General features: G+C 45.4%; 23 protein-coding genes. 12 read left to right on the top strand and 11 right to left on the bottom strand.

The features are described from left to right. Positions 1 to 3: 3 nt before the first annotated feature. Positions 4 to 1287 (bottom strand): adenosylmethionine--8-amino-7-oxononanoate transaminase, encoded by a 1284-nt coding sequence (bioA, locus tag AC27G9_RS20275; protein WP_487076345.1) that lies wholly within the window; start codon positions 1285 to 1287, stop codon positions 4 to 6. A 98-nt stretch (positions 1288 to 1385) separates the two neighbouring features. On the opposite strand from bioA, the gene bioB reads away from it, so the two are divergent. The 4 genes from bioB to bioD are packed head-to-tail and all read left to right on the top strand — an operon-like array spanning position 1386 to position 5139. Further along, complete coding sequence (gene bioB, locus AC27G9_RS20270) at positions 1386 to 2489, top strand: biotin synthase BioB (protein WP_487076344.1); 1104 nt, start codon at positions 1386 to 1388, stop codon at positions 2487 to 2489. After that, positions 2489 to 3658 carry an 8-amino-7-oxononanoate synthase gene (gene bioF / locus AC27G9_RS20265; protein WP_487076343.1) on the top strand — a complete coding sequence of 390 codons (1170 nt, stop codon included), beginning with the start codon at positions 2489 to 2491 and terminating at the stop codon, positions 3656 to 3658. The genes bioB and bioF overlap by 1 nt, the downstream gene beginning before the upstream one ends. A gap of 5 nt (positions 3659 to 3663) precedes the next feature. Beyond that, the gene (locus AC27G9_RS20260) at positions 3664 to 4467 is read left to right on the top strand and encodes a methyltransferase domain-containing protein (RefSeq protein WP_487076374.1); all 804 of its coding nucleotides are present in this window, start codon (positions 3664 to 3666) and stop codon (positions 4465 to 4467) included. Further along, positions 4468 to 5139, top strand: a complete 672-nt coding sequence (gene bioD, locus AC27G9_RS20255; protein ID WP_487076342.1) for a dethiobiotin synthase — start codon at positions 4468 to 4470, stop codon at positions 5137 to 5139. It abuts the gene before it with no gap. Here bioD and pepE read toward each other — a convergent pair. Further along, positions 5119 to 5820, bottom strand: a complete 702-nt coding sequence (gene pepE, locus AC27G9_RS20250; protein WP_487076341.1) for a dipeptidase PepE — start codon at positions 5818 to 5820, stop codon at positions 5119 to 5121. The two genes, bioD and pepE, sit on opposite strands and share 21 nt — an antisense overlap. Positions 5821 to 5915: 95 nt before the next feature. Between pepE and AC27G9_RS20245 the strand changes: the two genes are divergently transcribed. Then, entirely contained in the window at positions 5916 to 6380 is a 465-nt protein-coding gene (locus tag AC27G9_RS20245; protein WP_487076340.1) for a low molecular weight protein-tyrosine-phosphatase, read from the top strand. A gap of 138 nt (positions 6381 to 6518) precedes the next feature. Continuing rightward, positions 6519 to 7862: a class II 3-deoxy-7-phosphoheptulonate synthase gene (locus tag AC27G9_RS20240; protein ID WP_487076339.1), complete on the top strand. Its 1344-nt coding sequence runs from the start codon at positions 6519 to 6521 to the stop codon at positions 7860 to 7862. Here the strand turns inward: AC27G9_RS20240 and AC27G9_RS20235 are convergent. Next, positions 7849 to 8205 (bottom strand): hypothetical protein, encoded by a 357-nt coding sequence (locus AC27G9_RS20235; RefSeq protein ID WP_487076338.1) that lies wholly within the window; start codon positions 8203 to 8205, stop codon positions 7849 to 7851. The two genes, AC27G9_RS20240 and AC27G9_RS20235, sit on opposite strands and share 14 nt — an antisense overlap. 233 nt (positions 8206 to 8438) lie before the next feature. Here AC27G9_RS20235 and AC27G9_RS20230 point away from each other — a divergent pair, with 233 nt between their 5' ends. Then, entirely contained in the window at positions 8439 to 9248 is an 810-nt protein-coding gene (locus AC27G9_RS20230; RefSeq protein WP_487076337.1) for a helix-turn-helix transcriptional regulator, read from the top strand. 96 nt (positions 9249 to 9344) lie between these two features. Then, positions 9345 to 10835, top strand: a complete 1491-nt coding sequence (locus AC27G9_RS20225) for a serine hydrolase domain-containing protein (RefSeq protein WP_487076336.1) — start codon at positions 9345 to 9347, stop codon at positions 10833 to 10835. Between the two features lie 30 nt (positions 10836 to 10865). On the opposite strand, the gene AC27G9_RS20220 is transcribed toward AC27G9_RS20225, so the two are convergent. Beyond that, positions 10866 to 11777 (bottom strand): LysR family transcriptional regulator, encoded by a 912-nt coding sequence (locus AC27G9_RS20220; RefSeq protein WP_487076335.1) that lies wholly within the window; start codon positions 11775 to 11777, stop codon positions 10866 to 10868. Between the two features lie 89 nt (positions 11778 to 11866). On the opposite strand from AC27G9_RS20220, the gene AC27G9_RS20215 reads away from it, so the two are divergent. Further along, complete coding sequence (locus AC27G9_RS20215) at positions 11867 to 12151, top strand: DUF1330 domain-containing protein (protein ID WP_487076334.1); 285 nt, start codon at positions 11867 to 11869, stop codon at positions 12149 to 12151. Positions 12152 to 12191: 40 nt separating this feature from the next. Here the strand turns inward: AC27G9_RS20215 and AC27G9_RS20210 are convergent, their stop codons facing one another. The 4 genes from AC27G9_RS20210 to AC27G9_RS20195 all read right to left on the bottom strand — a co-directional run bounded on the left by AC27G9_RS20210 (position 12192) and on the right by AC27G9_RS20195 (position 17437). Next, on the bottom strand, positions 12192 to 13121 hold the full coding sequence (locus AC27G9_RS20210) for a diguanylate cyclase domain-containing protein (RefSeq protein ID WP_487076333.1): 930 nt from the start codon (positions 13119 to 13121) through the stop codon (positions 12192 to 12194). Positions 13122 to 13362: 241 nt separating this feature from the next. Next, entirely contained in the window at positions 13363 to 15297 is a 1935-nt protein-coding gene (locus AC27G9_RS20205) for a CHASE3 domain-containing protein (RefSeq protein ID WP_487076332.1), read from the bottom strand. Positions 15298 to 15425: 128 nt separating this feature from the next. Next, complete coding sequence (locus tag AC27G9_RS20200; protein WP_487076373.1) at positions 15426 to 15647, bottom strand: DUF3820 family protein; 222 nt, start codon at positions 15645 to 15647, stop codon at positions 15426 to 15428. A gap of 2 nt (positions 15648 to 15649) precedes the next feature. Next, a complete protein-coding gene (locus tag AC27G9_RS20195; protein ID WP_487076331.1) occupies positions 15650 to 17437 on the bottom strand; it encodes an ABCB family ABC transporter ATP-binding protein/permease in 1788 nt (595 codons plus the stop codon). A 188-nt stretch (positions 17438 to 17625) separates the two neighbouring features. On the opposite strand from AC27G9_RS20195, the gene moaA reads away from it, so the two are divergent. Together moaA and AC27G9_RS20185 are read left to right on the top strand one after the other, a co-directional pair. Further along, positions 17626 to 18594 carry a GTP 3',8-cyclase MoaA gene (moaA, locus tag AC27G9_RS20190; RefSeq protein ID WP_487076330.1) on the top strand — a complete coding sequence of 323 codons (969 nt, stop codon included), beginning with the start codon at positions 17626 to 17628 and terminating at the stop codon, positions 18592 to 18594. Position 18595: 1 nt separating this feature from the next. Then, the gene (locus AC27G9_RS20185) at positions 18596 to 19162 is read left to right on the top strand and encodes a GNAT family N-acetyltransferase (RefSeq protein WP_487076329.1); all 567 of its coding nucleotides are present in this window, start codon (positions 18596 to 18598) and stop codon (positions 19160 to 19162) included. On the opposite strand, the gene AC27G9_RS20180 is transcribed toward AC27G9_RS20185, so the two are convergent. After that, the gene (locus tag AC27G9_RS20180; protein WP_487076328.1) at positions 19147 to 20043 is read right to left on the bottom strand and encodes an MBL fold metallo-hydrolase; all 897 of its coding nucleotides are present in this window, start codon (positions 20041 to 20043) and stop codon (positions 19147 to 19149) included. The two genes, AC27G9_RS20185 and AC27G9_RS20180, sit on opposite strands and share 16 nt — an antisense overlap. Before the next feature lie 186 nt (positions 20044 to 20229). On the opposite strand from AC27G9_RS20180, the gene AC27G9_RS20175 reads away from it, so the two are divergent. Further along, entirely contained in the window at positions 20230 to 20709 is a 480-nt protein-coding gene (locus AC27G9_RS20175; protein ID WP_487076327.1) for a DUF1993 family protein, read from the top strand. Between the two features lie 14 nt (positions 20710 to 20723). Here the strand turns inward: AC27G9_RS20175 and AC27G9_RS20170 are convergent, their stop codons facing one another. Continuing rightward, positions 20724 to 22346 carry a response regulator gene (locus tag AC27G9_RS20170; RefSeq protein WP_487076326.1) on the bottom strand — a complete coding sequence of 541 codons (1623 nt, stop codon included), beginning with the start codon at positions 22344 to 22346 and terminating at the stop codon, positions 20724 to 20726. Between the two features lie 337 nt (positions 22347 to 22683). After that, complete coding sequence (locus tag AC27G9_RS20165) at positions 22684 to 23460, bottom strand: HEAT repeat domain-containing protein (protein ID WP_487076325.1); 777 nt, start codon at positions 23458 to 23460, stop codon at positions 22684 to 22686. Between the last annotated feature and the right edge of the window lie 39 nt (positions 23461 to 23499).

Here is a 23499-nt window from a genome sequence, read left to right as displayed (position 1 = left end):
GCGTTAATTCCTGTGTTCTGCTTGAGTAATTGCAAAGAACATTGCATCCGTTAGTACAGTGAGCTCTTCTTTTGATATTACATAGGGTGGCATAACATAAACGAGTTTGCCAAATGGCCGCACCCAAGCGCCTCGAGATATCATATCTTTTTGCAGACTAGCGACATCAACAGGCTGACGCATTTCCACTACGCCAATTGCGCCCAACACTCGCACATCTGCAACGCTTTCGAGATGTTTGAATTTTTCTAGCTCAATGTTGAGCTGTCTTTCGATGTTGGGTACTTGTTGTTGCCAGAGGTTTTCACTTATCAGCGATAAGCTCGCACCGGCAACGGCACATGCCAACGGGTTACCCATATAAGTTGGGCCGTGCATAAATACCCCCGGACTACCTTGGCAAACACCTTGGGCTACGTCTTCGGTACACAGGGTTGCCGCTAGTGTCATATAACCGCCCGTGATTGCTTTGCCTAAACACATGATGTCAGGTGTAATATCGGCATGGTCGCATCCGAATAGCTTACCTGTGCGACCAAAGCCGGTCGCAATTTCATCACAAATCAGTAATACGTCATATTCATCGCAAAGTTGTCGGCAACGTTTTAAATATTCAGGGTGGTACATCCGCATACCGCCTGCACCCTGAACAATGGGCTCAAGAATCAATGCCGCAATGTCATTGCGTTGCTGTTGCAATAACTCTTCGATTGGCAAAATATCGTCTTCGCTAAACGTATTGCCATATCGGGTTTGTGGCGCTGGTGCGAATACTTGGCGTTGCAATGTATTAGAAAACAGGCTGTGCATGCCGTTAATGGGATCACATACCGACATGGCCCCAAACGTATCACCGTGATATCCATTGCGTGGCGAGAGAATTTTGAATTTTTCTGGTCGGCCTTGGCACGCCCAATACTGTAAGGCCATTTTCAACGCCACTTCTACTGAAACCGAGCCAGAATCCGCGAGGAATACTCTCGACATGCCGGACGGTGCCATACCTAATAGTTGGCGGCATAGGTTTACAGCAGGCTCATGAGTTAAACCGCCAAACATCACGTGAGAAAATTTATCGACTTGCTCATGAGCGGCGGCATTCAGTACAGGATGATTGTAACCGTGAATGGCGGCCCACCAACTGGACATACCATCGACCACAGTTTCGCCACTGGCCAGTGTTAATTTTACGCCTTGAGCCCCAGTCACTTCGTAACATGGAAGGGGATTGATGGACGACGTATAAGGGTGCCAAATGTGCTGTTTGTCAAAATCTATATTGTTCAAAATTTAACCGTTAGTAAATGTTTGCAAGTGGTCAGGGTTGACAACTTTGGTGCTCCGCATAGACTAAGCCAGCATTTATTATTAGTAAAGGACCGAGTATGTCGGCAGAAATCCTCTCTTCCCTGTCTTTAGGTAGTGTTCGACACGATTGGACAAACGAGCAGGTACAGGCGCTTTTTAATCTACCTTTCAATGACTTAATGTTTGAAGCGCAAAAAGTGCATCGCGCCAATTTTGATCCAAACGAAGTGCAAGTTAGCACGCTATTGTCGATTAAAACGGGCGCATGCCCAGAAGACTGTAAGTATTGTCCGCAAAGTGCACGATACGATACAGGCTTAGAAAAAGAGCGTTTGTTAGAAATTGAAAAAGTGATTCAGCGTGCACGGGAAGCCAAAGCTGCTGGTTCAACCCGTTTCTGCATGGGCGCAGCATGGCGCAACCCGAAAGATAGGGACATGCCTTACGTGGTCAATATGGTACAAGAGGTGAAAAAACTCGGCCTAGAAACTTGTATGACATTGGGTATGTTGAGCCGCGACCAAGCGTTGGCGTTAAAGCAAGCCGGCCTTGACTATTACAACCACAACTTGGATACCTCACCAGAATACTATGGCGATATTATTACGACGCGGACGTACCAAGACCGTCTCGATACACTTGAAAATGTTCGCTCTGCGGGCATGAATGTTTGTTCCGGTGGTATCGTCGGTATGGGAGAAACTGCAGGCGACAGAGCTGGCTTATTGATTCAATTGGCCAATTTACCTGAGCAGCCACAAAGCGTTCCAATCAATATGTTGGTGAAAGTAGAAGGCACCCCGCTGGATAAGTTAGATGATCTAGAGCCTTTTGAGTTTGTGCGGACTATTGCTGTGGCGCGTATTATGATGCCGCAATCTCACGTGCGTCTATCAGCCGGACGAGAAGCGATGAATGAACAAATGCAAGCCATGTGTTTTATGGCGGGTGCTAATTCGATTTTCTACGGCTGTAAATTGTTGACGACGTCTAACCCAGATACCCATGAAGATGTCATGTTGTTCAGAAAGCTTGGCATTAACACAGAGAAGGGCCGAGATTACTCTGACGAAGCTCATGAACAAGCGCTTCAAGAAGAGATTGAGGCAAATACTCAGCCCGCGCCATTGTTTTATGATGCGACTGCTAAGTCAGGCAAAGCCGAGCATGCAGAGGCGTAATGGCCTTTGAACGAATCGCCGCGGCGTTAAATGAGCGTCAAGAGCAAGAGTACTTGCGTCGCCGCCAAACAGTTGAACAAGACCATCAGGGGATTATCACCCTTGATGGCCAGCACTATTTGAATTTTGCTTCAAACGATTACTTGGGCATGCGACAGGACCAACAAGTCTTGCAAGCTTGGGTAGAAGGGTTGGCTGCGTTTGGCGGTGGAAGCGGAGCCTCTCCATTAGTTACTGGCCATAGCCTTGCCCATCAGCGGTTAGAAGACTATCTAGCGACCGGGTTGAATCGTGAAGCCGCCATTCTGTTTAACTCTGGTTTTGCCGCGAATCAAGCATTGTGTCACGCCTTGTTCAGTGAACCGGGGAATGTGTTGTGTGACAAATTCATGCATGCATCATTTCTCGAAGGCGCGATGACGTCAAAAGCCCGATTACGTCGCTTCCATCACAATGATTTAGGCCATTTAACTCAGTTGCTCTCAAAACACCGAGAGGACGACACCTTAGTCGCGACCGAATCCGTTTTCAGCATGGATGGGGATTGTTCGCCATTGCAGGATATCGCAAACCGTTGCCGGCAATCACAGTCTTGGTTGATGGTTGATGAAGCACACGCTATGGGGGTGTCGGGTGAGACAGGATTAGGGCTCGTCGAACAAATGAGCTTAACTCAGCAAGACGTAGCAATTGTGATGGGGACCTTTGGCAAAGCAGTAGGCACAGCCGGGGCCTTTATTGCGGGTAGCCGAGAATTGATTGATTATCTGGTTAACTTTGCTCGTCATTATGTCTACTCCACAGCGCTACCTCCTGCTCAAGCCCACGCGACCTTAGTCTCGCTTCAACTGATTGCACAAGGTCAAATGCGCTCAGTATTAGAAGAGAACATCGAATTCTTTAAACGGGAAGCTGCTATAAAAGGTTTCACCTTGTCACCTTCGGATTCGGCGATTCAACCACTGATTATTGGCGACCCCGCAGGCGCATTGGCATTTTCCGAAGCGTTAAAAAAACGGGGTGTTTGGGTACCAGCGATTCGTTACCCAACGGTGCCACGCCATACCGATAGGTTGCGAATCACGTTATCAAGCATTCATAGCAAAACAGATATTCAGGCATTAGTAGATGCATTATGTCTCGCTAGAGATGAGGTATTAGCACAGTGAAATCAATGACAGCGGCGCTAGACCCACAGCAACAACCTTCGGTAACCAAGCGTTTAGCTAAATCTTTTAGTCGTGCAGCCCAACAGTACAACGAGATCGCCACAGTGCAGTCGCGTATCGCTGAATATGCCTTATCCCTGGTGCCCAACGAGCCTGTGGCCAATATCTTGGATATCGGCTGTGGCACAGGGCGTCATACGGCACAGCTTGCACGTTTTGGCGAGCATATTACTGGGCTAGACATTGCACCGACGATGCTGGAACTCGCAGCTAAGCACTATCCTAAGCTTGCGTTTCGATATGGCAACGCGGAACAATTGCCATTTGAATCGCTTACTCAACAATTGTGCTTTTCCTCCATGGCGTTGCAGTGGTGTGAATCGCCGGCCATCGCCCTCAATGAGATGTATCGGGTGCTACAGCCTGGCGGCATCGCTGTGATAAGCGTGATGGTTGAACCGTCATTTCGAAAGCTTGATCACGCCCAACAAGAGCTTGGTTTGCAACCCACTAGAAACCGTTTCAATACCCATATGGAATGGTTAAATTGGGCCCGTAAGGCGGGTTTCGAATGTTTGTTTAATCAGCAAAAAGTCTATTTAGACGCCCATGACAACGCGCTTTCGCTATTGCGCTCAATTTCTCATGTTGGCGCTAGTGTTCAGACGTCTACTACGGCGACTTCTCGATTGCAGCGAAAACATCTCGGTGCATTGGAACATATCTTACGCGCGCAATCGTCACAAAATTTGTTAGAAATTGATTACCAAGTCAGTCATTTCGTACTAAAGAAAACAGAGAATGTGTAAGTGAAAAACTATTTCGTAACAGGCACAGACACCGAAGTAGGTAAAACCTACGTCACTTGCCAAATGATCGCCGCGCTGCAACAAAATGGTTATCGTGCAGTGGGTTATAAACCCGTCTCCGCGGGGTGTGATTTCATTGACGGACAATGGTTAAATGAAGATGGCGTTGCATTGCACAAAGCAACAAATTTAGACCTGCGTATTGAACAAGTTAATCCCATCGTGTTTAAAGACCCTATTGCTCCACATATTGCGTCCTCCAACGAGTCGCGACCCATCACAGTGGAAGACATGGTATCTGGCTGGCATGAACTGGCGCGCTATACTCCTGAAGTCATGTTTACCGAGGGCGCTGGTGGTTGGAAGCTGCCACTCGGCGGCGGTCACTTCATGCCTGAATTGGCGCAGGAGCTGAATCAAGAGGTAATTATTGTTGTAGGTATGAGGCTGGGGTGCCTCAATCATGCCTTGTTAACAGCGCAAGCGATTTTGGCAGATGGTTTGAGTATTAAAGGTTGGATTGCAAATCGTGTCACTGAGTCTATGACCGAATACGAAGCAAACTTGACGACCCTTGATGAACTCATGCCTGCGCCACGTTTAGCTGAAATTCAATATCAGCAACCATTGACGATGGAGCAGGCAGCAAGCTTAAGCCAAGTACTCGTTTAATACGGCTTGATTTTGCATAGGGCGTTTTTCTGAACCAATAAATACATAGCCGGTCTTGTTGCCTATGTAGGTTAGTGAGCCTTTACTCATTTTTATGGCTGTTCCCTCGGGGATGGCAATGATGGGCGTGCCGGGGTTAAGTCGACTGAACTCTGCCAGTCTGTCGTCCCTTGTTTCGCCATTATGGCCCGGTGGATGGTAGTCGGTGTAATGAGGGTTTAGCTGGCACGTGACGAAACCGAGTGCGTCAAACGATGGAGGCTCGATAATAGGCATGTCATTGGTGGTTTTGATACTTGCGCCACAAATGTTTGAGCCCGCACTCCAACCAATATAAGGCATACCATTTGAAACCTTACTACGGACAAGCTCTATCAACTCTTCTTTGTACAGTGTGGCTAGCAAATTAAAGGTGTTACCTCCGCCAACCAGTACGGCTTTCGCTTGTTGAATTGCTTGCTTAGCGTCGTCAAACTGGTGAATCCCTTTGATTGCTAGTTCTGGCAGTGCTTCCTGCACTTTTTGGGTGTACTCATCCCAGCCGATCGTCACGCCAGCATACGGAATAAATACGACCTCGCTTAGTTGATTTAAGTGTGCAAGAATAAGCGGCTTGGCATGGTCTAGGTAATCTTCATCGCCTGCTCTCGAGCTGCTTAGCATCAGAATATGTGCTGTCATAGAATCTCCTACTTTGGGGGCGATATGATACGTTATCGTGCCACCAAATTCATGTTTAGAATGTTAATTATATTGAAAATGGGACTCGTAATTTCATGACTTCATCAGTGCCCTCTGTGCTATTCGTTTGTTTGGGAAATATCTGTCGCTCACCAACGGCTGAGGCCGTATTTAGGCACAAGGCTAAAGAGATGGGGTTGAAGCTGAATATTGATTCGGCTGGCACCCATGGTTATCACATTGGCAAAGCTCCTGATAAGCGCTCTCAAGCCGCTGGTGAAGCCAGAGGTTACAGTTTTAAAGGTCTACACTGTCGCCGAGTAGAAAAAGACGATTTTGAAAAGTTTGACTATATCCTTGCGATGGATAGCGAAAACTACCAAAACTTGATCAAAATGTCTGAGCCTCAATATCAAGACCGGATTCATATGATGCTGTCATTTGGCAATTCTGATTTTGAAGAAGTGCCCGATCCATACTATGGCGGTCGAAAAGGCTTTGAATTGGTGCTGGATTTAATAGAGGATGCCTCGGACGGGCTGATCAATAAACTAAAATAGTCCAATTTTTGCAATATTAAACATATAAAATAATCAAATTGATGATGATTTTCCTATTTGCCCACTAGTTAACCGCGCCTATTGTGGTAAGCTTGCTGGCCGAAAAAACAACCGTAAATCGTATTAAAAGGAGCAACAGTGTCAAATTGGCAACCTGATAGTTGGAGAAGCAAACCTATTCTTCAACAGCCGACTTATGAAGACCAAGCACAGTTAAAAGAGGTAGAGTCTACGCTTAGTTCTTATCCTCCACTCGTGTTTGCTGAAGAAACGCGTGAGCTACGCCGTCAGTTAGGTCAAGTGAGTTTGGGTAAGGGCTTTTTACTTCAGGGAGGCGATTGTGCCGAATCCTTTAGTGAATTTAACGCGCCAAAAATTCGTGACACCTTTAAAGTGCTTCTACAGATGGCGATTGTACTGACTTATTCTGGCAAAGTACCTGTAACTAAAGTTGCGCGTATGGCTGGTCAGTATGCCAAGCCGCGTTCCGCGGATTTAGAAACCATTAACGGTGTTAGCTTACCCAGTTACCGCGGTGACATTATTAATAGTTTCGAGTTTACGCCTGAAGCGCGTAGACCTGATCCCAACAGAATGTTGGATGCGTATCACAGAAGTTCAGCAACACTTAACTTGCTTCGCGCGTTCGCCCAAGGTGGTTTGGCTGATCTTCACCAAGTGAACCGATGGAACATGGGTTTCTTGGAAAACAATCCACTGAAAGACAAGTATCAAGATTTAGCAAATCGCATTCAAGAAACCCTAGAATTTATGGATGTGATTGGCATCAACGCACAAAACACGCCGTCGCTACACGAGACAATGCTATTCACGTCTCATGAAGCCCTATTGCTCAACTACGAGCAAGCGTTAACACGCATCGATACGCTAACGGGTAAACCGTACAATTGTTCTGCGCACATGGTGTGGATTGGTGAGAGAACTCGCCAACTCGATCACGCTCATGTTGAATTCTTCCGCGGTATCTTGAACCCTGTAGGTGTGAAAGTCGGCCCTACGATGGACGAAGATGAGTTAATTCGATTGATTGACGCGGTTAACCCAGAGAATGACCCAGGTCGATTAACCTTGATCACGCGTATGGGGGCAGACAATTTAGAAGCGAACTTGCCACGTTTACTTCGCCGAGTAAAAGCGGAAGGACGTCATGTTGTTTGGAGTTCAGACCCAATGCATGGCAACACGTTTAAAGCGTCGAGTGGATACAAGACCCGTGACTTTGACGCCATTTTGCGAGAAATTCAGCAGTTCTTTGCGGCACACAAGGCCGAAGGAACACACGCCGGCGGTATTCATTTGGAAATGACAGGGCAACACGTGACTGAGTGCACTGGTGGTGCATATAAGATCGGAGATAACGATCTTGCTGAAGCTTATCAAACTCAGTGTGATCCGAGACTGAATGCCGACCAAGTATTGGAAATGGCTTTCTTGGTCGCTGATTACCTCAAGTCTGCATAATATTGCCTGTGCTGGTAGTCACCGCTGCCAGCACTTGCGTCCTCTCTTCCTCGGTGAGAATACCCGTTAAAATCGTTCTTCGACGCAGTTTTAACATTGTTGGAGAGTCATCTAATAGTGCTTCCATAAAGGCCTCTGGGTCGGATTTTAGTGCCAATACACACTCCCAGTTTAAATAGGCTCCGTGGCGTAACATTCCTGCTTCGTATCGGCTTTTTAGTGTATTTTCTACTTTCGCAAACAGATCTGGCTGGGCTATCAGCTTTTGCGCCATTCTCTTATGCAATGCCGCGATAACAATATCATTCGGTGAAGGTTTAAATGGGGCTCTTTGTCGTCTCATATTACTACTGTTACTGAGGCTGATAGGGATGTGTATTGTTACTGCCAGTTTAGGAAAACTGACCACTAAAACTGTGGTTAAATGTAGCATTGGTTTGTGCTTATTCACTAATGTTTAGTGGTTTTAGTTAATTAGGTTTTTGGTAAAGTATTGATTTATAAGTACTACACTTCTGGCTTAATAGTTGCTAAATCAGTGTTTTGTGAGTGTTAAGTCGCCGTCGGAGTAGCAGCGTGACCAACCGTATTTGCTTTCATCACGATGAGGAATGTCGGTCCTTATCTGTAATACCTAGCCAGCATTCAATCATTCGAGCGGTAAACCTCGTGTATTACGAACCTGGTGTAGATATGCCTATGCATGATCACGGTGTGGGGCAATTCTCGACCATGCTGTCTGGCTTATCTCAAGAGTGCAACCTGAGTGGAGATATCGACTTGCCTTTAGGCATTGTGGCTTATAAGCCTATTAATTATCGGCACAGTAATAAAATTGGGCCCGAAGGTGCGATTTTCCTGTCAATCGATATTCGCGCAGACCACCCTGATTTTCTGTATGAATACGGCCGATTAGATTGGGCGACAAGCGATGTTAAAGCAGCCAAAGCACTATGGCGATGTTTGCTGGTATCAGTATTGAGCGAGCAGGCAGCGTCCATCGATTTTGAAGAGCAAGTGTTGAGTTTACTCAACCAATTTTTGACAAAGCCCCGGCAATTAAAGACATTACCCCACTGGCTCAAGCTTGCACAACAAGCGGTGGTAGAAACATCTTGGTCGATCAGTGATGTGGCTAGTGAGGTGGGTGTGCATCGAGTTCATCTTTGTCGCGCTTTCCAAAGCCAATTTGGATTGTCGGTTTCTCAATTCCGTCAACGGCACAAATTGCAAACGTCACTGTTTAGTATGTTCAGCCAAAAACAAGATATCGCCAGCGCGAGTCTGCAGTCAGGGTTTGCCGATCAAAGCCATTTTACTCGCACGTTAAAGCAGCACTTTGGTATTACTCCAATGAAACTTCTACGAGTATTTTCAACAAATTAGAGCGCATTGGTTATGGTGGATGTTACATCTGTTCAATACAAGGCCTTTGCGAAAAGTGAGAATGGTGCATGAACAACGATAAATGGATATTTACCCATGCGATACCAATTACTTTTTTGCAGTTTTTTCTTCTTTTGCCTGACGGCCACTGCTGAAACCGCCATGATCAACAGGCAATTTCTTGAGGCTGAGATTCAAGATGTTAAACAAGCTGCGGCACTGTCTTCTGGAACGGCCATTGCGGTTGTAAAAGAGGATAAAATTATTTTTGAGGCATACCTTGGTTTTCAACATATTGAAAATCAAATTCCTGTCGATGCCCAAACGCAATTTTACATTGCTTCAGTGACTAAGCCTTTCACCGCCCTGAATGCATTGCTCGACAGTCATAAACGGGCAATGTCGTTGCAGACCAATGTAAGCGATATGTTCCCTGATTTTTCGCTATCGAACCGAGAACAGGTGACCATTGCAGAGTTATTGACCCATCGATCATCGATAAACAACTTACCCTTGGTATTGGCGACTGCCTACAGCGGGGTACACTCGCCAGATTCCTTAACACGGCTTGTTAATCAATTCTCATCGGCCTCGTCTGAGCCGGTCGGGCAGTTCAAATACACTAACGTAGGCTACAACATATACGGTATTTACGCTGACAGAGTATTTAATCAATCATGGCAATCGCGATTGCAGAGTCAGGTGTTTGCGCCTGCTGCTATGCAGCTTACGTCGGCTTATCGTTCCGGATTGGATGAAGATGGTCACATTGCTTTGCCGTATTCATTGCTGTCGGATGAAAGAGCAACTGCACTGTATTTAGAAAAGTCAGATGCGACTATGCACAGTGCTGGTGGGATATTCTCAACCGCTAGCGATTTAGGGCGATTTTTAATCGCGCAGCTTAACAGCGGCGTTATTGATGGCAAAGCTGTTTTCCCGCCTTCAGTGATAGCTCGGTCTCAACAGCAACAAGCAGAAACTAACCATCGCTACCAAGATTTCGAGAGAGATGGCTACGCTTGGGGCTGGTATACCGGGGACTACAAAGGCAATGCGATGCTTCATCATTTTGGTGGTTTTGCCGGAGCTCATGCTCACCTGTCTTTTATGCCATCAAAGCGTATTGGCATTGTCGTACTCAATAACGAAGACTTTTTGAGCACCAGATTAACTAGCATTATTGCAGATTATTTGTATGGCGCGTTGTTGGCAGAAGAGGGGATAGAAACTAAGATTGCCGAACGTATCGAAGGCCTCAAAACTAAGTTAGCGGGTTTGGATGAGATGTTGGCGAAAGAACAAAATAAATTGTTGTCACGGGAATGGATATTGACTCTGGATGCTGGCGAATATGAAGGGGTTTACACTCATTCGCTACTCGGTGATATAGAAATTAGGCGCAACAACAAAAAGACGTTCGACGTCACATGGGGAGCGATGAAGTCCGATTCTCTTGGCATGAACGAGGCCAATAAAATTAGAGTCGAGCTAGAACCGAACAACGGGACTGTTATCACTTTTAATGTTGAACACGCTGTGGTGTCACTGACTTACGCAGGCATTGAATTTACCAAAATGCGGTGACCGATATCACTCTCAAACTCAATAAGGGAGTTAGTCAAGGTGACTATTGGCAATAGCGAAGTAATGTGTGACTAATTCGTAAAAACGCGCGACATGAGGCGGTTTATTAGTCTGGTACCGATGCAGTAGGTAGAAATGCCAATGTCTTCCTCGGTAATCGGGGAGAACATGCTCCAGTAGACCTTTTCGCAGTGCTTGATGGGCGATAAACTCTGGGATAAGCGCGACACCCATTCCCGCTATTGCCATATCGACCAAGGTGTTGACACTATTGGTGAATCGTTGGTGCTCAAGGTGGATACTAGTGTCTACTTGGGTCGTAAGGTGATGCAATTGAATTCGTTCTTTTTGCCAGGGGGTAGCGATAAAAGACAGTGAATCAATATCTTCCAGTTTGTGTATATCGCCTGATTGCTTGAGGTAGTTAGGCGAACAACAAAAAATATCTCTCACTTTCCCTATCGACAGTGCTTTGTATTCACTGTCTTTTAGGTCTCCCCCAAATATCGCCACGTCCAAGTTGTGTTCGATAAGATCCTGCCAGCGTCCGGTGACGTTCAATTCAGGACGTAACAACGGGTATTCGATGCAGAGTTGCTGAAGTGCGGGAACGATAATACTTCGCTCAAAAAAAGGTGGAACAGCAAGACGAAAAGGACCACTTGGTTGCTCTCTTTGAGATTGAATGTCATCGATGACATTCACGATCTGTGCGGAAATTAAGCCACTTTTTTCCAGCAGCAATTGCCCGGTATGGGTGAGTGTAATGCCTCGGCTATTTCTCGCAATCAGCTGCGTTTCCAGCGTGTCTTCTAATCGCTTTATTTGTTGGCTAACAGCTGATTTACTCAAGTTGAGTTTTTTACCTGCGAGAGTAAATGAGCCCAACTTTGCCACTTCGGCGAAGATAAGCAGTAAAGGTGCAATCTTAATTGTGTTCATATTTTTAAACGATGGGTTTAAAAGGTCTCTATTGTTCAAATATCTAATCACTTATACGCTGTGTCAAGATTAACAAGAGGAGATTAAAAATGAATGGTTATGTCATCGTAACATCTACAGTACTCGATACGGATAAACTCAAGCAGTATGGTCAAGCTGCTGGCGCAACGGTAAAAGCTTATGGGGGAGTTTTTATTGCTAAGAGCCCCGTCGAGAATTTAGCAGGGCAAAGTTTGCACACTAATTGCGCCGTAATTCAGTTCGCCGATATTGCAACGGCAAAAGCATGGTATTTTTCGGACGAGTATCAAAGGTTGATTCCGTTACGGGATCAAGCAATGAACTGTGATTTTAACCTAGTTGAAGGGCACTAATCGACGAGCAATCATTTCGGAAGGCCGAGGCTTTCCTCAATTATTCGGCGAACTTAATGTTATTTTTTCCCATTGCTTTAGCGCGGTACATCGCGGCATCGGCTTGCTTCAAAAGGGAGTCTAAATCGTCACCATCCCTTGGGTAACAGGCTACGCCAATACTACAGCCTAGCTGGCACATAAGGGCATCGGCTTTAAACGTGTCGCGAATACTATCAATGATACGCTGGCCCATAGAGATGGCGTGTTGTTCTATGGGATGGCGGCAACTGAGTACCAATACGAATTCGTCACCGCCAATTCGCGCTAATAAATCACAGTCGTTTGCAGTGTTGTTGATGCACTCCGATACGCGTTTTAGGAGCTTATCGCCAGCGATATGTCCTCGGGTATCATTAATACATTTGAAGTTGTCTAAATCGATATAAAGTAACGCTAGGTGCTCATCGGTACGCTTGGTGCGCTTCATCACACTGTTGAACACTTCAGTAAACAGTCGACGATTGGCTAGGCCAGTGAGTTCGTCGTAGTTTGCCATTTCTCGAATCAACGCTTGATAGTTTTTAATATCAGTGATGTCCTTACTAATACCAACCAAGCCGATAATTTCCCCTTGATCGGATCTCACGGGGTGCTTACTTGATGTTACCCAGCGTAAGTTACCTTGCTCATCGTAATAGGGCTCCTCATGAGCAATCAACGGTTGACCTTTTTCCATAACAGGCCGTTCAAATTCAAAATAGCGTTTGGCGTGTTCTTCGGGAAAAATATCGAAGTCGGTTTTACCAATGAGTTCGCGCCAATCTTCACGCCCAGTGAGCCGAGCAAAAGCGCTACTTGTGCTAGTGAATCGATGTTGAGTGTCTTTTATATAAATGAAATCACTGGTATTTTCGAGTAATGCTAAAAAATCTCGACTCAGCCACGATGGTTCGACATCGACAACGGCTTGTAGGGGTAACTCTTCCATAGTCATAAAGCTCTGGGCGCACTGATATTTTAAAAACGAACGACTGCGGTGCGATGCTCTTTGATGTATGAGTTTTATTTGGTTTCAGTCTTGTCGAGCACGGCACTTACTTGTAGGCACCGCCATGTGTTGTTTAAACAAGTGATAAAATGCGGCGCCTTTTGAAGTATAGTGCATAACGAAGAGGCTGCATCTCAATTAAGTAGAAAAGGTCAACGCCATCATGGCAATGTCGTTAGTTTTACTCTTGGCTTTTAGGCTTGATATAGGTAGTGAGCAAAGACAGTAAACCGTCTTTATCTACTGGCTTGGCTACTATGTCATTAAACCCTTCTGCCCAATAGCGTGCCTGTTCATCAGGCAGGACATTTGCTGTCACCGCGATCACGATTTGTTCGGGCTTCTTTCTTCGAATTTCCCTGAGTGATTGAATGCCGTCCATTTCGGGCATCTGAATGTCCATTAAAACCACATCAAAATTGAGTGATGTAGCGGCTTTTAGCGCTTCTTTTCCATTGACGGCAAATGCTAATTTCGCATGGGTCGATTTGATCATTTCGCCAATCATGATGCGGTTTATTTCGTTATCTTCTGCTATCAGTATTCTCGCGCCTGCTAAGTCGTACTGAGTTGTGGCTGTTGTTGCTTCTAGGTTTGGTTTTTCGCCAGTCATCATAGGGATTTCACAAACTAATGTCGTTCCGATTTTAGGCTCACTTTTTATACTGAGTTTTCCATGCATCAGTTCAACCAATGCGTTGGCCACAGACATGCCCAATCCTGCAACGCCGTATTTTCTTGTCTTACTGTCATCCGCTTGGACGAAGCTGTCAAACAGCTTAGACACTTGCTCCTCATTCATGCCTATGCCCGAGTCCGTAATGTTGAACAGGATTGCGCTATTATCTTGGGTTGATTGAACCTCAAACACAACAGAACCGTGCTCGGTAAATTTTACAGCGTTAGAGAGAAAACTGCCTAATACTTGCTTAAGGCGAATGGGGTCGCCAACCCAATAATTCTGACTTAAATCTCGCTTTGTTGTGAACTCAATGTTCTTGCTCTTCGCACATGATGCGTGTTTAGCGGAAACATAATCAATGAGGTCCGCCAAATTAAAATTCGTGTTTTCAATTTTGAGATGCCCAGAAGTGAGTTCCGAAAAATCCAAAATATCATTGATGACTACCAATAAAGAAGAGGCTGACTGCAATGCCTTTTCCAATACGATTGTTCCTCTAGGCGTTTGATTTTCCTCCTTCAATACTTGTAACGCACCGTATATGCCATTCATCGGCGTTCGGACTTCGTGATTGATATTGGCAATAAAACGACTTTTTGCTTCCGTGCTTTTTGTTGCTTCCTCACGGGCTTTTTCGACAATATGTAAATGCCGGGTAATACGACGCGCCATGCGTCTAAAAGTAGAGACAACCTTATCTATTTCATTATTAGTATTTTTAAAATCTAAATCCGCTAAGTTTTGATCTTTACCAAATTGATCTGCGCGATTCGCTAATTCGAGTAAGGGATCTGTGACCTTGCGTTTGATGTAAACAAAGCTGATAGATATCAGAATCAGTATAGAGAATATGTTGAAGTATATGACATACACCAACCACTGTTTGCTCGATCCTAGGGCTGCTTTTCGCTCTTTTAAAAGCACGAATTCTTCGTCTTTGATTGCTCCTAATGCTGCCGATATCTCTTCCATCAAGCGCTTGCCCAAATTACTCTTGACGACAGCCAAAGCCTCTTGGTGCTGTTGCGCTTTTTCCAACGCGATGGTCTGGGCAAGTTCCTGTAGCTTCGCAGCGATATTGACCTCCAGAGTATCTATTTTAGGTTGTTGCTGTGGATTATTTTGCGTCTTGGCCCTTAATTGCTGGAGTTGTTCTTGGATTGCCGCGACGCCTTGTTGATAGGGTACTAGGTATGTTGCATTGCCGGTCAGTAGAAAACCCCGCTGACCGGTTTCTGCCATTTTAAGTGAGACAGAAATATCTTGAGTCAAGTCAATGATATCGTGTGTATGAGTGACCCAATATTGCCAATCATTGGTGCGATTTTGACTCGAAAAAATGAGGTATATGTTGATGAGAAGCACACCAATAAAGGCACCATAAAAATAACGTAATGCTCGATTGATACTCAGTTTGAAACGGGCTTTGGCCATTAAAATTCACTTATTTACGTCGAGACAACTTCATATGTCCAAAGTTATATATAGTTGAAGACGCTAATAAATGAAGTGTTTTTGATTATTTTTCGACTAAAGGACATATTAGCCGAAACATTGGGGGTCTACTTGCCGTCGTCATCAATTAAAGGTTTAAGCATAGCTTCCAAACCATTGAGCTTTATCTCATACATCAGCGCCAAATATTCGCCTAATTGGCCCTTGGGAAAGCCTTTTTGGTAGAACCAAACTAAGTAAGGCTCTGGCAGGTGAATGAGTTTGCGACCTGCGTATTTGCCAAACGGCATAACAAAGTTGACTACGGTTTTAAGTTGATTGGAGTCCATCATCAAATATTGTGCTCCGATTGCGCTTGCCACAGCGCCGCGTACGCACCATTTTTTTCGAGTAATTGTTGATGGTTGCCCTGTTCAATGATCTTTCCTGCTTCCATTACAATAATGTTGTCGGCATCAACGATGGTAGATAGCCGGTGAGCAATAACCAAGCTTGTGTGGCCTTTGGCCACTTCTTTTAACGCCTCCGTGATTGCTTGCTCGGCTTTGCTGTCTAACGAGCTAGTGGCTTCATCAAAAACCATTATGGGTACGTTTTTCAGTAAGGCCCGAGCAATAGCGACTCGTTGTTTCTCTCCGCCCGAAAGTTTTAGGCCGCGTTCGCCAACTTGTGTGTCCATGCCGTCGGGCAAAGATTGAATAAAGGTATCTAGGTGGGCGTGTTGAATTGCCAAGGCGATGTCTTGTTCACTGGCATCAGGGCGACCATAGCGAATATTCTCGGCCAATGTATCGTTAAACAGGACTGTGTCCTGAGGTACGATCCCAATTTGACTGCGCAGGGAATGTTGCGAGACACCCTGTATCGACTGCCCATCAATACGAATCGCTCCTTTTTGAATATCGTAGAACCTGAATAGGAGTTTTACCAATGTTGATTTTCCCGCGCCACTCGCGCCAACTACCGCCACTTTCTGACCTGCGGGAATGGAAAAAGACACCTTGTCGAGAATAGGGCGGGCGGGATCGTAGTAAAAACTCACGTTGTCGAATTCTATGTTGCCCTGAGTTACTGTCAGTGTTGCAGCGTCAGGGCTGTCACTGACTTTCGGGACTCGACTCAAAAGGTCGAAGAGGTTTTCGATGTTGGCCAGTGAACCACGGATTTCTCGATATACAAACCCAAGAAAGTTCAGTGGCATAAATATCTGCATGGTAAACGCATTGATGAGAACAAAGTCACCAATAGTCATATTGCCGTTAGCCACCTCATAGGCGGCAAGCCCCATCATGGATGTCATCGCTGTGGCTATGATGAATGCCTGTCCGCCGTTCAGGGCGAACAAAGACAGCCGATTTTTTCGTCTAGCGTGTTCCCACTCTGCCAGATTGGCATCATAGCGCTGGGCTTCAAATTGTTCGTTATTAAAATATTTTACCGTCTCAAAATTAATGAGACTGTCGATGGCCTTGGTGTTAGTGAGTGAATCGGCCTTGTTGACCTCCTGTACGTAACGCGTTCGCCAATCTGTAGCCTTCATCGAAAACGAGATGTAAATCACGACTGACGCCAATATGATAGTGGCAAAACTCAATCCGTATTGGCTTAGCAGCAGGCCAACCACGACAACAATTTCGAACAGGGTTGGTCCGATATTGAATACCATAAATCGCATCAAAAAACTGATGCCACTGGTACCCCGTTCGATATCTCTCGACAGGCCTCCAGTTTGGCGCTGAAGGTGAAAAGCCAAATCTAAACTGTGTAGATGACGAAAAACGTCAAGGCCCAGTCTGCGCATAGCGCGCTCTGTGACTCGGCCAAATAGGGTATCTCTGACTTCACCCAAAATGACATTGAAAAGACGCAACGCACCATACGCAATGACCAATGCCGCTGGCGCGGCGAGCAGGCCAGTTAAGCTACCTTCGCCGTTGAGCGTATCAACGGTGTGCTTGAGAACGAATGGTAAACCGATACTGGCGAACTTGGCCGCAACCAAACAAAGAATGGCCAACGCAACTCTGGACTTGAATTCTAGGAGATATGGCCATAGTTTCTTTACTACTTGCCAGCGAATTGGAGTATCTGGTGAGACTGGAAAACGTGTTGAGCGCATTCACTTCCTCAATGTTTGGTGATGTCTGTTCAAATGTGCCATTTTGCATAAGATGGTTCGAATGGATATGCAAAAACAACGCAAATAATGCTACCGTGTCTACGGGGTTGTCATTCTGCGCATAATCAATCGGATGAGCAAGTGAATTACACGTTGTTACCCTCAATATTGAATCGATAGGTGTTTTTTTGCTTCAAGATAATCATGGCCGTCAGTTTCATTACCTCAGGCTATCTATAACCGAGGTGTGTAACTTCAAATGTCAGTACTGTTTGCCCGATGGCTATCTCGGCCCAACGGACGAGCAGTTTTTGACTGTGCCTGAAATCAAAACTGTCGTTTCTGCTTTTGCCGGGTTGGGGACCAGTAAAGTAAGAATTACCGGTGGTGAGCCCAGCCTGCGTCGTGACTTTACTGAGATAATTGGCCTATGTGCTAATACGCCCGGGATAGAACGTGTCGCCATGACAACTCACGGCGGTAGGTTAGCTCAACACGCAAGAGAGTGGGCAAGTGCAGGCTTACAACAAATCAATGTTAGCATTGATAATCTCGACCCTCGCCAGTTTGCTGCTATTACGGGGCAAGACAAACTCCAGCATATTTTGAAGGGTATTGATATTGCTGCCGATGCGGGTATGGAGTTAAAAGTAAACGCCGTATTGATGAAGCAAAATCATCAGGCGACACTGCAGCGTTTCTTACGCTGGCTCAAAGACACGCCGATTACGTTGCGATTTATCGAGCTGATGGAAACGGGTGATCACAACGCGTTTTTCAATGAACACCATTTATCAGCCCAGCCAACGAAACAGTGGTTGTTAGATAATGGATGGCAGCAAACCATTAGAAGAAAGGACGCGGGTCCTGCACAAGAATTCTTTCACCCTGATTACGTGGGTAAAATCGGTTTGATAATGCCATATAGCAAGGACTTTTGTGCGACCTGTAATCGGTTGCGTATCGCCGCTAACGGCAAGCTTCATTTATGCTTGTTCAGCGAACAAGGCATCGATATCAGAGATGTAATTCAAACCGGCGATGTGGCTGCGGTCCAGCAAACTTTGACATCGTTATTGAAAACCAAAGACGTGAGTCATTATTTACAAGAAGGGAACACTGGGGCAACGAAGCACCTAGCCATGCTTGGAGGTTAAAATGGATACCTTGGACACGCCTATGCACGTAAACGACAGCGACAGACTGTGTTACGAACAAATTACCGATGCGGATGCAGACTTTCTGTTTGAACTCGACCAAGATCCCGACGTCATGCGCTTCATTAATGGCGGCAATCCAACCTCAAAAGTTGATATAGAAACCATTTTTCTACCTCGTCTTGCGGCGTATGCCAACCCAGCTTTAGGTTGGGGACTGTGGAAGGTGTCACTTAAAGCGGAAAACTCGCCTGCCATTGGATGGGTACTTGTTCGCCCGATGGGCTTTTTTACCTCAGAACCTGAACTTAACAACCTCGAGTTGGGCTGGCGATTTAAGCAAGCCTACTGGGGCAAAGGTTATGCATCAGAAGCCGCTAAATCAATACGCGACGCTTTGTTTAAGAGCGGCGTCTCTACCTTTTCTGCCATTGCGATTGAAAACAACTTTCCGTCAATCGCCATTATGAAAAAACTCGGTATGGAATATAGCCATACCCAAAGGTATACCGACAGCGTTTTTGATGAAGACGTTGTGGTTTATACACAAACTCAATTTGGTGAATAAGGCTGAACGTCTACTGAGAGCGTTTCTCCTAAACTCAAAGTGATAAAGTTATCGAGTTGATACTGCTCTAGTTTTTGTGCCGGCTCCATCACGGGTTCAGCGGTTAGCGGAAAGGTGCCCCAGTGCATTCCAACGCTAAATTTACTCTGAATGTCATGATGAATTTTGACAGCTTCATCTACGTTGACATGATACAAGCGCATAAAGTCTCTCGGGGCATAGGCTCCAATTGGAATGAGGGCCAAGTCTACTTCTCCCAGATTCTCACCGATGGCTTTAAAGTCATAGTCGTTGTACCCCGTATCGCCGGCAAACCATATTGACTTGTCGCCAATATCAATACGCCAGCTCGCCCAGTGGCTTTCGAAGCGGTCAAAAAGCCCCCGTGCAGACCAGTGTTGAGAGGGGGTTGCCGTAAAATTTACGGCCTCAAAGTGCTTATCTTGCCACCAAGGGAGCTCGTAGACTCTGTCTCCCGGGATGTCGTTGTCTTCAAACCACGGCCCCAGATTTTCTGGTACCAAGTACACAGTGTGGTCGGGAAGGCGTTGAATGCTATTGGTGTCTAGGTGGTCGTAATGGTTGTGAGAAATGACAACGAAATCTATGGGAGGCAAATCGTCGATATCCAAAGCGACGGGCGTGTAGCGTTTGGGCCCTATAAAGCTCATCGGTGATGCATAGTCAGAAAACACCGGATCAGTAAGCACATTAATCCCTTGGTACTGGATTAAGAATGTGGAGTGTCCCAGCCAAGTCACTGCCAGTGAATTCGGATTTTGAGCCTGTATGGCACGGATATCAGCGGATACTTGTGGCACTTGACTCGCTTGAGCCTCATGGTCCGCCCATTTAACATCACCGAAATACCGCATAGCCATAAATTCAAAAAAACCTTTTCTATGATGTTCGATGTAGTTGTTTTGATACTCTTTGGTCGTTTGACACGCAAAGAGTAAGGCGGCACAGATAATAATAAACAGCAGTTTGGGCATATGGCATTGAAGTACGGTGAAACTTATCGATAACATAGCAGTGAAATTTGAGAATTAACAGGGAGAGTCAATATGTTGCAAAGCACATTGGTCAGAGGATTAGAGCAACTTTCATTGATTGTTACGAAAACGCCGGAGAGCCAACTTTGTGAATCGTTAGGGCAAGGCATGTTTGACATGAAAACACAGTGCATTGTGGCGTGTAACATGGCTTTGCGTGGGTACTTGCCTCTTGTCGGTGAGCCAGTTGATTTAGTCAGTGTTGATTTGCCTGACAAGCCCAACTTGCTTCACGTTATAAAACAAGTTAGGGGGCAAATACATGCTCTACCTCAAATCGATGGTTTAGATGCCAGTATTGAGGTTGTGGAACAGGCTGGCGACAGAACACTGCAACTGAATCAACAAGAGTTCGTATATCAGTTTGTCTTACCCAACTTTTACTTTCATATCAGTATGGCTTACGCGATTGCAAGGAACACAGGTGTAGAGCTGTCGAAAGGGGATTTTGACGGGCTTCATGAATACCAACCCGGCTTTTCTTTTGTTTAGCGAGTTCGACTTGGTTACGCTAAGTCTTTGAGAGCACTTTTCACTTTAGCGTAGCGTTGCTCTTGGTCAGCCGAGAGCTTTCCACCTTCAATAGTTTGCATGCATTGCCTCACTACTTGAGAGGTATGCTCGGTTTCGCCGTAGTCTCTTACACTGATAACGGTAGCCTGCAATAGGTTTAGGGCTATAGCAGGATTCTTTGGCATTACAGTGAATGCTTGACGGAAGGTTTCAATCGCTTGGCCCAGATCACCTTGTTGATACTGGGTAACCGCTGAATTATTCAGTTCTTTCGGACTGAGTTTGATTTCGGATTTCTCTGAGCGTTCTTGCCTAACATAATGAAGTAATAAGTCACTTTGGTCGGGATCATTTTTACAACGACGTTCTAGCACATCAAGAATCTTCAACGCATGATCTTGAAGACCCACTTCGTGAAACGCCTTCGCTTTGTCTAACAGGGCTTCCACAGGTTCCACTTCCCAGGTTTCATCTGACAGTTGGCCCAACAACGATTTGGCTTTTTCGGTTTCGTCTTGCAAATACAACATTCGCGCATCAATGACAGCGACTTGCTCGGCCACATCCGCTTTCGGGAAGCTAGATTTAAGCTGTTTTAGATACTCATTAGATTGCTTGAGTAACTTTGACGTTTGTTGGTCGTCGGCTGTCATGGCGAAATCGACACCCGCTCGTGCAACATTGAGATAGATATCAGGCTTGTCGTGAATAGAATTTTTTGCGTATTTTACAATTCGTTTGGCCGCCTCGAACTGGCGCTCGTAGTCATGGGTAATTCTAGACAAATCGAGCGCAGTACGATGACGCTTTATGTTTCGAGGCGAAATTTCACTGGCCATGGTGACGCAATCTAGGGCGTCGTCAAATTCTTGTTGTTTAATCTGGAGGGCTGACAATAAGTCGTAAGCCGCCAGCATAGACTCCTGCTGAAACGCCAAAGCTAACACCAGCTTTTCTGCGTCCTCATCTTCGTCTAGCGCCAAGTAGCAACGGACTAGGCCTAACTGCGCCCAGGTAAACTTCTGGACGTTGATAATGGCTAAATAAAAATCTTTTGCTTCACTGATGTAATCGCAGGCGAACAGTAATTCACCTTTTGTTTTGAGGGCCAATGGGAAAAACTCTGCATTCTTGGGCTCAGCCAGGAACGCTTCAACCTCGGTTAGTGCCGCTTCGAAATCGCGAGTCTCGAGTAAATCATATACCTTTTTGAGAGCTCGTTTTCTCGCTAAAACGCGAGAAATGCGTTTGTTCAGCTCGCGCACAGTAAATGGCTTTGCGAGAAAATCATCAGGTTGCAATTCAATAATGCTGTGAACGATATCCGGAGTGGTATCCGCACTGATAAAGATGAATGCGGAGCTAGCGGGTAATTCGTTGTTCTCTTTTAATTGGTCGTAGAGGTAAAAGCCATCCTGTTCTTGCTTTAACTCATACGAACACAAGATCAAGTCGTAGTGTGATTTGCGTATGCTCGCAAGGGCTTGTGGCACTTTATCGACATAATCAATGTTCTGAAACCCCAGTTCTTCTACTGAATACTTTAAATAGCCTTTTGCGCGAACTTGATCGTCCACGATGAGTACATTCATTTGCCGAGCTAGTTTTAAATTCATTGAAGCTGAAATACCTTGGGAATTCGCGCGTTATCTTATTGTTATCGTCATAAAAGAAAAAAAGTTGATAAATCTTTCGCCATACAGTTGTTGTCTATCAATCCACATTAAAATTGGATACGTCGTTCATACTAATTGGCTTTCAAAGAAAAAACAAACGTCAGAATTAATCAAAACAACGCTTTGAATTAGGACGAAAATCCACGAGTTTTGCGAATTGCAGACAACAAAGACCAACACGATAAACGTTTTTTAGTGATAGGTGCCAATAGCGGCTTAGGTTGGAAATCCATGCGCTTTATTTCGCGTAAAACAAAGCGCAAACAGATGTGCCTTTTTAACTTTGATCTATTTGTCCAGTTAAGCGCTCGTACTTCAGGTCGAGTACTTGCTTTCTGACGATGTAAGCAGGGTCATCAACTCTGCTTTCCAGTAATTGCTTTGCCATGGTTTCATTGCCACCGAATTTGACGACAAAGTACACTGAGAAACGCCTTACCCAAGGATCGGGGTGATGCTCTGCCGCCCAAGTGAGCAATTCAACGGTATCTTGATCTTGTGTGGGCATCCAAGCGAGAGTGTAGGGGATATAGTTTAGTGTGCCTTCCTTCGCGGAGGTAACAACCGCCTCAAACAACGCATTTTCCATGTTGGGTAAGTAGCTCGCCCAGTCTTTCCAAAACTTGCGGCGTTTATCTGGGTAGCCACTTTCTTCATCATGGCTGTATTTGATATTCATTTCTGCAAAAGCAGATGCCATTTTGACTCTAACCCGCTTATCTGGGTGGCCGAATAATTCTAGTGCTAAGTCGGGTGATTGACCATCAAATATCACGCTGTGTAACAGTGCCGTCTCCCGAGAGTAGTCATCTGTAATATTGTCTGAGGTAGATTGGTGACGCTGGTCAGTATAATAATCGTTATAGCCTTCAAGTGCGTCAAAGTCTGGATGGTTTAGTGCATTGGCGTATTGTTGAACAAATGGAGGTGGCACATCAAATTTCACGGGCTTACTGGTAAAGCCGGCTAAGGCATAAATGAGATAGGCCACAATGCAAAAAGCAAGCAACGCGGCGCCAATAAACCAAAATTTAAATCGAGAGAATGTGTTCATTTTGCTGTCCTTGTTTTAGGTAGTAATTCAACGTTTGAC

It is taken from the genome of Alteromonas sp. 5NS40-0096 (genome assembly GCF_057544385.1).
The sequence above is the reverse complement of the archived record's forward strand: the minus strand, read 5'-3'. Positions and strand labels throughout refer to the sequence as shown.